Origin of the sequence: Pedobacter nutrimenti (assembly GCF_032678445.1) — a bacterium.
In the GTDB taxonomy this organism is placed as follows: Bacteria; Bacteroidota; Bacteroidia; order Sphingobacteriales; family Sphingobacteriaceae; genus Pedobacter; species Pedobacter nutrimenti_A.
On record NZ_JAVTSQ010000002.1, the window covers coordinates 579032 to 590078 of the forward strand.

Sequence of the window (11047 nt, forward strand, 5' to 3'; positions counted from 1 at the left end):
ATGTTAAATTTTTTTTCATTTCTAAGGTGCGTTTAGTTAGATTAGTAATTAATATTCACCTAAATTTAATTTATTTATGAAAAAACTAATACTAAGTTTGTTTCTGTTTTTGGCTATTGCTGGCTCGGCGAGTGCTCAAGACAGGACAATCACTGGTAAAGTTACTGGAAAGGAAGATGGCTTGCCCATCCCTGGAGTTTCAGTAAAGATCAAAGGGGCCCAAGGAGGAACCTCAACAAATTCAAATGGTACTTATTCAATAAAGGTTGGCGCTGGCGGCACAGCGCTGGAGTTCTCCTCTATTGGTTATGCAAACCAGTCGGTAGAAATCGGCTCGGGAAATATCATTAACGTCTCTTTAACTACGGATTCTAAAACACTGGGAGAAGTAGTTGTTACCGCTCTTGGAGTTTCAAGAGAGAAAAAAACATTGGGTTATTCCTCTACGCAGGTAAGTTCGGAAGAAATCAACCGGGCTGCCCCAACCAATCTGGTTTCCGGATTGCAGGGAAAAGTCGCGGGTATTGATATCTCTTCTACCTCAGGTCAGCCTGGTGGATCGAGCAAAGTGGTTTTGCGAGGGTTTTCTTCTATCGCAGGTAATAACCAGCCTTTGTATGTTGTGGATGGGGTACCAATCAACAATAGTCGTCCGGGTGGAACCTCTCCAACAAATAGTATTGGAGATTTGATGGACAACTATGATTTTGGAAATGCAGCTAATGACATTAACCCAAATGAGATTGAAAGCATAAGCATTTTAAAGGGGGCGGCTGCGAGTTCTTTGTATGGGTCTAGGGCATCCAGCGGTGTTATTTTAATTACCACTAAAAAGGGTAAAGCGGGTTCATTTAAGGTGGATTTCTCTAGTACTGCTGCATTTACAAAGGTCTCTATTGTGCCGGATCTTCAGGATCAGTATGGGCAAGGATTTAGTAAATTCGCTTATATCGCAGAAAATGGTAGCTGGGGTGCCAAGTTAGATGGCCAAATGAGGCCTTGGGGGTCTGAAATAAACGGCGTAAGACAAGAGAAGCCTTTTGTAGCAGCTAAAAACAGTTTTAGAGACGCCTTTGATACAGGAAAGGAGTTTAATAACAACATTTCTTTGAGCGGAGGTAATGATATGTCCACCTTCCGTTTTTCTTATGGAAATGTGTACAGCAATGGTATTTTACCTGGAGATAATGATACCTATAAAAGAAATACTATTGGTCTAAACGGATCTACCAAATATAAGGCTTTGAGTTTGTCTGCATCTATGAACTATGTGGGAAAAAATACCAGGGCTGTTCAAACAGGGCAGGCAAATTCTGGTGTTGGTTCTTCTTTCTATGAAGACATCCTGCAGATCCCTGTAGATTTCCAGATTAAAAATTTTAAGGATTATACAAACCCTTACTATGACATAGACGGGTACTTTAGTCCATTTGCGCAAAACCCTTACTATTCTGTTTTCGAAAATGGTTCAACTTTTAAAAGTGACAGGCTTTATGGTAATGTCGATTTGAAGGTAAAAGCCACAGATTGGCTGAGTTTCCAATTTCAACAGGGCTTTGATGTCAATAATATTGTTGACAAAATCTGGAATGCGAAAAACGCGCCTACACCTGGAAGCTGGTCTGGGGGTGGTAATGATGAAGGTGTAACCAGAAAGGCGAATGTTGGTAATGTTATTGAAGGATCCGAGAAATATTTCGAGTATGATTCAAAGTTGAATGCTCTTTTTAATAAAAAGATCAGTACGGATTTTGACATCAATGGTCTGGTCGGATTAAACTATAATGACCGTGGTTCAAGGGTGTTATATACCGGAATTGAAGATTTGGCCATTCCAGGCTTCTATCAGGTTGAAAATTCAGCTAATAGTCCAACAACAACGCAGACCTCTTTACAAAGGAGATTATATGGTCTGTATGGTTCTGCTACATTGGGATATAAAAACTATGCCTTTTTAACTTTGAATGCTAGAAATGACTGGAGTTCTACTTTACCTCCGGACAACAGAAGCTATTTTTATCCAGGAGCAAACCTTTCATTATTGTTGTCAGAAGCTTTTGACCTTAAGAATGCAAAGATCAGCTTACTGAAACTAAGGTTGGCCTATGGTAAAACGGGTAGTGACACGGATCCATACAGTATATATAATACACTTACAAAAGGAAATGTTAATCTTGGTTTTGGTAATATTGCTTTTCCGATTGATGGCGTGCCGGGATACTCCGTTTCAAATACTTTGAACAATAGTAATTTAAGGCCGGAGATCAGTACAGAAACGGAAATTGGAGGCGAACTTAGATTCTTCGATAACCGCCTGGGAATTGATGCGACTTATTATAACAGGGTAACGAATGACCAGATTCTCCCGATCCCGGTTTCTCCTGGTACCGGGGTGGTTTTTAGAATAGTAAACTTTGGTAAAGTACGTAACAGAGGTGTGGAACTTGCTTTGAGTGGTACACCAATTAAAACAAAGGATATTTCCTGGGATGTGGTATATACCTTTACCAGGAACAGAAATATGGTGCTGGAGTTGCCGGATGGTTTGGATAAGGTGGTGTTGAGAACAGCTTATGATGCTAAGTTAGTCGCGCGGGTTGGACAACCTCTTGGTGTGATTGAAGCACCGGTACCTAAAACAGATGCTCAGGGTCATGTGATTGTCGGATCAAACGGTATACCATTGGTTGCGGCTAATGATCAAGCTTATGGGACCTCACAAAGAGATTTTATCATGGGATTGAATAATAATTTCAGGTATAAAAACTTCACATTAGGTTTTGCTATTGATTATAAAAAAGGAGGTGTATTTTATTCAGGGACAGCTGACTTGTTAAACTTCGTCGGTAATGCTCAGAATACTTTATATAATGATAGAAGACCATTGGTTTGGCCAAACTCTGTAATTGAAGTTAAAAATGCTGCAGGGCAGGTGACAGGGTACAAGGAGAATTCTACAGCTGTAACCGAAAATAACTTTTTCTCTTTGTACTATACCAATGATGGAAAAGGTGTGGTGTATAAAGAGTTAATCAAGGACAAGACATTCTTGAAGCTTAGAGAGATTACTTTGAGCTATGCTTTATCAGAAAAAATAGCCAAAAAGATTGGAGCAAGTAAGGCATCCCTTACTGTTTATGGCAGAAATCTTTTAACCTGGTTACCAAAAGAGAACAGGATGATCGATCCGGAGGTTTCAAATCTCGGTAATGATTTGTCCAGTGAGCTTGGAGAATTTAGGAGTGGTCCTTCTACTAAGAATTTTGGGCTAACTTTAAATGTAACTTTTTAGCGATCTACAATTATGAAAAATATATTCAAAAACAATAAAATATTAGTGGTTTCAACGCTGCTTGTTTTGCTGAGTTGCAAGAAGCTGGATATCAATCACAGTCCCAATAATCCTCCGGTGGAATCAGCAACTGTTGAGGTATTGTTCCCTACAGCGGTAATGTCAAGTGTTGGCCGTATAAATGGTGACTTGTCTATTGTTGGTGGGATTTGGGCCCAGTTCTGGACGCAGAGTAATGGGGCGAGTCAGTTCAGGACGGTTGATGCCTACTCTTTAACAAATTCTTCTACTTTTATCAATGGTCCATATGCCGAGTTGTATTCGGGGGCTTTAAATGATTATAATCTGGCTGGACAGAAAGCATTGGCAGCAAAGGACTGGCGGTACAACCTGATGATCACGGTGATGAAGGCCTATACTTTTCAGGTGCTTGTTGACCTTTTTGATAAAGTGCCCTATACTGAAGCTTTTCAGCCGACAACGATATTACAACCAAAGTTTGACGATGGTTATACAATTTATAAGTCGCTGATTGCAAGCATTGATGATGCCTTGGCCAAAGATTATAGGGGAACGGTCCATACCGATGATCAAACTAAAGTTGATTTTGTGTTCGGGGATCATGGAAATGCTTCCTTTGAAACCCAAATGAACAACTGGGAGAAATTTGCGAATACGTTAAAACTGAAGATGTATCTCAGAATGGTTAACGCTAAACCTGCGGAAGCGGAAGCCGGAATTAAAAAGTTATATCAGGATGGAGCCAAATTCCTGGATGTAAATGCTGGTGTAAATAATTTTGTGGCGACTCCTGATAAAGGCAATCCTTTTTATGAGTATAATTTCAGAAGGTTAAATACACCGGACAATTTAAAGGCGAGTGTAACATTGACCAGCTGGCTGGATAAGAACCAGGATCCAAGAGCGGAAGCTTTCTTTGCAACGCCAAATCCGGTGCCTTCAATAGATCAGGGCGATTATTTAGGTGGTAATAATGATGCCGTAAATCCGGTTGTGAAAGTGACAGATCCGGCATGGATGATTAGCTTGCCTGAGTCTTATTTTATGCAGGCCGAGGCTCGTGAGCGTTATTTTGGTGTTGGTTCAGGTGCTGCGCTGTATCAAAAAGGATTGAGTGCTGCATTTGCACAGGTTGGTTTAACAGATGCTGATATCCCTGCGAGTTATGCTTATCCAGCGTCTTCTACACTTGAAACCAATATAGAGGCAATTATTGTTCAGAAATGGGCTTCTTTATTTGGTGCTCACGCCCTGGAAGCATTTTTTGAACGGAATAGAACAGGATATCCAAAAACCAGTCCTTTTTATTCCTCAGATCCTGAATATAGAAATGACAAGACCGATCCGGCCCATCCTAAAGATCATGCCGGCGAATTTGTGTATTCGGCTAATGGTGTGACCGGACCAGGTAATTTTCCGCAAAGGTTTCTTTTTCCTGATGATGAAAAAAGCCGTAATACCAATACTCCAGCTGAGGTTCCTATCTATACTAAAGTTTGGTGGGGTAAATAGTCTGATGTTAAAAGATTAAGATTTAAAAAAATGAAAAAATATATTCTAAGAAATACGTTAATCCTGCTTTCGGTGCTGCTATCTGTTTCTTCTTGTAAGAAGGATCTGGTTCCCGCAGGAGGGACAAATGTCGAAAAAATGGCAGGTGACTGGTATGTTAAAGTCAATAATGGGACTGGATTCTATCTCACTATATACACGTTTAATACGGCGGATAATTCTTCTACAGCAATGTGGCTTCAGGCAAACGGGCTTACTGATAACAATATCCATGTTGCAACTGATGCTGCTGTCCCTGGTCTTCCAATTGGGGTTAAGGGAAAAGTTAATGTGGACTTAGGAGGTCAGACTTTTTCAGGGGCAAACATTACTAACGAGAACACCAATGCCGCGGTCAAAACCTTTAGTGTTGCAAATGGAAAGATTATAACTAATGGAACAACCGGACCGGCGTCGAAGACACCTTCGGATGCGATCAGTTTTGATCTGATTGTTAATGGAGTGACCTATAAGGTTTCTGGTTACCATAAGACTGGATTTTTGGAGGACATCCCTCCGAGAGGATAGTTTCTTGTTCATTTATATTTAAGGCTGTCACCAATTTTTGGTGACAGCCTTTTTTTATAAGTTGAGTTTCATGAGGTTGAATTAATTATTTCAAGCGTATTTTTTATTGAATGCTCTTGCTGCAATATTTGGTAGCTGAGCACAATAATGTTATGTCTTCTTAAAAAAAATGTTAAATAATGTTAAAAAATATTTGCGGGGGATGGAATAAACGAATATATTAGGCGATTATTATTCACCTAAATTTAAAATTCATGAAAAAACTTCTACAAAGTTTGTTCGTGTTTATGCTTTTTGCGGTTTCTGCAATGGCACAACAACGGACGATTACTGGTACAGTTACAGGGAAAGAAGATGGCTTGCCATTACCTGGTGTAAGTGTAAAAGTTAAAGGTACCAAAACCGGAACAATGACTGGTTCCGATGGTAAATTCTCTATTAGCGCGGCAACAGGTGCCGTAATAGAATTCTCCTCAATAGGTTATATAGGACATTCCAGACCAGTAGGATCTGGAAACGTAATCAATGTTGCCTTAGAATCTGATGCTAAAAGTCTTGGAGAGGTCATTGTAACGGCTAATGCAATAAAACGTGAAAAAAGAACTTTAGGTTATTCTGCGCCAACGATTAAAAATGAAGAGCTGGTACAGGGTGGTAGCCCAAGTGTAATCAGCTCTTTAGCTGGTAAAGTTGCGGGTATTAACGTAACTTCTAGTTCAAGTACTCCTGGTAGTTCATCAAGGGTAGTATTACGCGGAGGTTCTTCTATCTCTGGTTCTAACCAGGCCTTGATTGTTGTGGATGGTGTTCCAATTGATAACTCCAGTGTTACTGGTGGATCTTCCGTTTTAGCGAGTGTTGACTTTGGTAACAGAGGGAATGACCTTGCGCCTGATGATATTGCCTCTGTTACGGTGTTGAAAGGCCCGGCTGCGGCCGCTCTTTATGGTTCTCGCGCTTCTAACGGAGCCTTGGTAATTACAACTAAAACCGGTTCCAAATCGGATAAAATGTCAATTACTTTTACTACCTCGAATACCCTCTCAAATGTTTTGAAACTGCCAGATTATCAAAATGAATATGGACAGGGATATTATTCACTAGACCCTAAAACTGGCTTGCCGGTCTATACAACAGATTTTAAAGAAAATGGTAGTTGGGGTGCTCCTTTTACGGGAGTTGTTCAACCTTGGGGCCAATCAATTGATCATGTTCGCCAAACGAAACCGTATTCTGCTGTAAAAGATAATGTGAAGGACTTCTTTACTACGGGTTTTGCATCGGACAATAACCTAAGCTTTTCAGGTGGGGGAGATAAAACAACCTATTTCTTAGGTTTGAACTCATTGAATTCTAACGGAGTCTTTCCTGGTAATTATGACCAGTTTAATAAATATGGAGTAAGATTTAACGGGACAACTGAGTTCAGTAACAAATTTACTGCTGGCGTTTCTTTTAATTATACTAGAATTGATGCAAATGAAGTTGCTGGTGGACAAGGTGGTAGCTCTGTTTACAACAACGTTTTGCAAACCCCTAGGGATATTGATTTGCCTTCTTTATCAGACTTAAACAATAAGTACAATGGCTACGGCTATACAGATGCAAATGGAATTAAGCACCCTAACTCGTATGGATATTATGGAACTTATACCCAAAATCCATATTGGATTCTACAAAATTATAAAAACTTAAATGATGTAAGTCGTGTTACGGGTAACTTCAATATCGGTTACAATCCTTACAGCTGGTTAAATATTAAAGAAAGAGTTGGTATTGATACTTATTCAGATAGACGCCGGACATTAGCACCTAAGTTTTCTTTTACATCAGGAGATGATAGTGGTGATAATCAATATAAGGGGTTAAATACTAGGTCTAGTAATGGAAATTATCAAATAGATCAGTTTAATGTGACAGAATTGGTTCATGATTTAATGATTTCTGCAAGCCATAAATTTAATGATGATTTTGAGGGCTCTTTAATGATTGGTAATAATATTCGTCAAAGGCAAACAAACAGCCTCTCCACTGGAACGAATGCTTCAGGAGGCTTGGTGGTACCTGGATGGTATAATCTGAATAACAGTAATGGACCAATAAATATAATTACAGATCAGATTACTAAAAGAAGGTTGATTGGTTTATATGCAGATTTAAACTTGTCTTACAAGAATTTCTTATTCCTTGAAGCAACTGCCAGAAACGATTGGTCATCTACCTTACCCATAAATAATAACTCTTTCTTTTATCCAAGTGTAAGTGGGTCATTTGTCTTTACCGAATTATTGAAAAACTCTTCTATTAACAATATTTTAAGTTATGGTAAATTGAGGTCTAGTTGGGCTCAGGTAGGTAATGATACGGATCCATATCAATTGTTGACCACTTATTCAAAAGCTACGGTTAATGGAAGCTTCGGTAGTACTGTTTTCCCTTTTGGTAGTGTATCGGCTCTTACTGCTGGTAGTACTATTGGTAATATCAATCTTAAACCAGAAAAAACAGCCGCTTTTGAGATTGGTACAGAGCTAGGTTTTTTAGACAACAGGATCTCTGTTGACTTTAGTTATTACAAGAGCAATTCAAAAGATCAGATCTTGACTATTCCTATTCCGAATTCAACAGGATATGGCTTTAGTTTAGTAAATGCCGGAGAGGTTCAGAATAAAGGTGTGGAGTTAAGTTTAAGAGGTACCATTATTAAATCAAGTGATATAACATGGGAAATGTATGGTTCATATACTAAAAATAACAACAAAGTATTGTCATTAATGCCAGGCGTAGACCAGATTTCTATTGGTGGATTTTCCGGAATGACTGCGGTTGCCGCTGTTGGTAGACCTTACGGTGAGTTTTACGCCGTAACCACTCAGAAAGATGATCAGGGTAGAACTATTGTAGACAGTGAAACTGGTATTCCGTTGAATACAACGACAGCTCAATATGTCGGAAACTACAACCCAAAATATCAAGCCTCACTGGGAACGAATTTACGTTACAAACATGTGAGCTTGAATGTACTTTTTGATACTAAACAAGGTGGTGTATTCTTCTCAAGAACAAGAGATATTACTGCTTTTGCTGGTGTTTCAGCAGAAACAGGAGGACAAAGGGTTGGGGCAATTTTCCCGAATTCGGTTTATAAAGATGCGAGTGGTAAACTTGTTCCAAATACTTCTGTTACTTATAATAAAGCAGACTATTACGGAAGTGAGCCGGCTGGCGCGGACATGGTAGATGGTTCTTTTGTGAAATTACGGTCAGCAAGTCTTTCATATACTTTTACTAAGGAGCAATTAAAACGTACACCTTTTGGCTCTTTTGCAATTGGTGTTTATGGAAATAACTTGTTCATTTGGACACCTAAGTCTAATCAGTGGGCTGATCCAGAGATCAACTCTGCTGGTGCGACAAATTTGCAAGGATTTGACTTTACTGCTCAGCCATCTGTTCGTAATTACGGCATCAACTTAAAAGCTTCATTTTAATCAAAAAACTCAATCAATATGAGAACAAAAAATATTTTTAATCCTAAAAAATTACTCCTATTCGTTTTTGTAGGAGCGATAGGGATGACAGGATGTAAAAAATTCCTGGATATCAATCAAAATCCAAACAATCCGGATTCGGCAGATCCGAGTTTGTTATTGCCTACGGTGCAAGCATCTGCTGGACAAGTTGTTGGAAATGCGTTTCAGGTATATGGAAATATGTGGGCTCAGTATTGGACTCAGCACCCTAGTGCTTCTCAATACAGAACGATAGATCAATATAAATTAACAAACACAGCATTTGACCGTCCTTGGTTAACTTTATATCGCAATGGGTTAATTAATGCTGAATTGATTATTAAAAACCCAGGGTCAGGTTTGGAATATATCAAAGGTATTGCCTATATTATGAAGGCATATACCTTTCAGTTGACCACTGATGCTTTTGGAGATGTGCCTTTAACTCAGGCACTTCAGGGGAATGGTTTTGGTTCTCCAAAATACGACACCCAAGAATTGGTTTATGACAGCATCTTCAATTTTATCGATAAGGGGAAGGCTCTTTTAGCTGTAAACTCAATTGATCCTGCTGGGCAAGACATGATTTTCGGAGGGAGAAATGGAAGTGTTGATGTTAAGACGGACAAATGGACTTTGTTTGCCAATACTTTAAAACTTAGGGCTTATTTGAGGTTGGCAAAAATAAATCCAGCCAAAGCTGAGGCAGGTGTAAAAGCGCTTTATGCTTCGGGAGCCCTTTTTCTAACTACAGATGCAGGTATTAAATACTCAACGACTGGAGGTAATCAAAATCCATTTTATAATGAGATGGTTGCCTTGAATACTCAGAATGTTGTAGCAAGCTCTACTGCTGTCAATGCATTTGATAGAAATAACGACCCACGGGTTGATAGATTTTATGACGCTGTAAAAGATCAAAAAGCAAGGTCAATAATTCAGGGAAGTTTTTCTCAGCCTAAAGTTGAGACTGTTGTTGCAGTTCCCGGTGCTTTAGTCGGAGGTAATTTGTCAAGCGGAACTTCTGCTACAGCTCCAGTGAAGTTAATTTCTGCTGCAGAGAGTTATTTTCTGCAAGCCGAGGCTGCTGCAAGAGGATGGGCAACTGGTGATGCTACGGCTTTAGCTAAAAGTGGTGTAGAAGCTAGTTTTGTTGCTACAGGCTTAACTGTTGCTAGCGCAGACACCTATTTTGCTGCTGCTCAGGATGGAAGCGCGGCATTTAGCGCTGCTGGCTCAAATGTGGAACTTAAAGTTAAAGCTGTCATTACACAGAAATACTATGCGATGTGTGGTTTTCAAGGTTTTGAGGCTTGGACGGATTACAGAAGAACTGGCTATCCTAATTTCTTAATTAAATCTCTTGCGTCATCGCTGGGTGGAAATAAATTACCAATGCGTTTATTATATCCGAATAGCGAGGCTACTTCTAACTTAAATTTCCCAGGTAACCAAACTCTTGATACTCCTGTTTGGTGGGGTAAGAATACGGTAGTAACTCCGGCTCCATAATTAAATTAAAGTTTATTATATCAAAAAGGCTACCTCTTAGGGTGGCCTTTTTGATTGATACAGTAGTTTGTAACTTCTTTACCATTTTAGAGAAGGCGTTTTTAAGTGTTTGACAATTTATATTGATAAAGGTAAAGAGTCAAAGATGATTCCCTCTCAGCAGGAATTTTATATCTCAGAGTCCATACAGACAGCAAGGAACCCAAAGAACACGGAATTCTATATGGGAGACCGTTCCGATGTTTTTTATAGTAGTAAAACGACGGGATATGGGAAGGCTATTGCTTTGACTGCGGTAGTTGGGGTTGTTGGGGCTACAGCAGCCTTGGCAGATGCTACAAAGCCAAAAGATAAATAGGCATTTGTTTCATTGATTTATTTGAATTTATAATGGTATTGGTTTGGGTAAACCCCGATCTTTAGTCTGTCGTTCTTTTTATTTCAAGTTTTTGTAATTGGAAATAAGGGAGTTATAGAAATACTTGAAATATTAGTGAGAATATGTTTGCGGGGAGTTAATTTTTTTCTACTTTTGCATCCCGCTTCGGAAGGAAGGGGACAGCAGAAAAGGAGAGTGAGGGTGATTTGAAGAGTGGTTTAGCAGGAAGTTATGATTATTGAGGTTTGCGAA

The 11047-nt window shown here is 39.3% G+C and carries 6 protein-coding genes; all 6 read left to right on the top strand.

Going from position 1 to position 11047, the window contains the following annotated elements:
• The first annotated feature begins 76 nt into the window (after positions 1 to 76).
• The 6 genes from R2S08_RS05280 to R2S08_RS05305 all read left to right on the top strand — a co-directional run bounded on the left by R2S08_RS05280 (position 77) and on the right by R2S08_RS05305 (position 10774).
• Positions 77 to 3292 (top strand): SusC/RagA family TonB-linked outer membrane protein, encoded by a 3216-nt coding sequence (locus tag R2S08_RS05280; protein ID WP_316834147.1) that lies wholly within the window; start codon positions 77 to 79, stop codon positions 3290 to 3292.
• A 12-nt stretch (positions 3293 to 3304) separates the two neighbouring features.
• Positions 3305 to 4825, top strand: a complete 1521-nt coding sequence (locus tag R2S08_RS05285) for a SusD/RagB family nutrient-binding outer membrane lipoprotein (RefSeq protein ID WP_133785124.1) — start codon at positions 3305 to 3307, stop codon at positions 4823 to 4825.
• A gap of 30 nt (positions 4826 to 4855) precedes the next feature.
• A complete protein-coding gene (locus R2S08_RS05290; RefSeq protein ID WP_316834148.1) occupies positions 4856 to 5392 on the top strand; it encodes a lipid-binding protein in 537 nt (178 codons plus the stop codon).
• Between the two features lie 254 nt (positions 5393 to 5646).
• Positions 5647 to 8883: a SusC/RagA family TonB-linked outer membrane protein gene (locus R2S08_RS05295; protein ID WP_316834149.1), complete on the top strand. Its 3237-nt coding sequence runs from the start codon at positions 5647 to 5649 to the stop codon at positions 8881 to 8883.
• A gap of 18 nt (positions 8884 to 8901) precedes the next feature.
• Positions 8902 to 10416, top strand: a complete 1515-nt coding sequence (locus R2S08_RS05300) for a SusD/RagB family nutrient-binding outer membrane lipoprotein (protein ID WP_316834150.1) — start codon at positions 8902 to 8904, stop codon at positions 10414 to 10416.
• Between the two features lie 145 nt (positions 10417 to 10561).
• The gene (locus R2S08_RS05305) at positions 10562 to 10774 is read left to right on the top strand and encodes a hypothetical protein (RefSeq protein WP_316834151.1); all 213 of its coding nucleotides are present in this window, start codon (positions 10562 to 10564) and stop codon (positions 10772 to 10774) included.
• Positions 10775 to 11047: the final 273 nt, after the last annotated feature.

Coding starts and splice junctions, on each gene's coding strand:
- R2S08_RS05290 (WP_316834148.1), top strand. CDS start 4,856: ATGAAAAAATATATTCTAAGAAATACGTTAATCCTGCTTTCGGTGCTG.
- R2S08_RS05295 (WP_316834149.1), top strand. CDS start 5,647: ATGAAAAAACTTCTACAAAGTTTGTTCGTGTTTATGCTTTTTGCGGTT.
- R2S08_RS05305 (WP_316834151.1), top strand. CDS start 10,562: ATGATTCCCTCTCAGCAGGAATTTTATATCTCAGAGTCCATACAGACA.
- R2S08_RS05300 (WP_316834150.1), top strand. CDS start 8,902: ATGAGAACAAAAAATATTTTTAATCCTAAAAAATTACTCCTATTCGTT.
- R2S08_RS05280 (WP_316834147.1), top strand. CDS start 77: ATGAAAAAACTAATACTAAGTTTGTTTCTGTTTTTGGCTATTGCTGGC.
- R2S08_RS05285 (WP_133785124.1), top strand. CDS start 3,305: ATGAAAAATATATTCAAAAACAATAAAATATTAGTGGTTTCAACGCTG.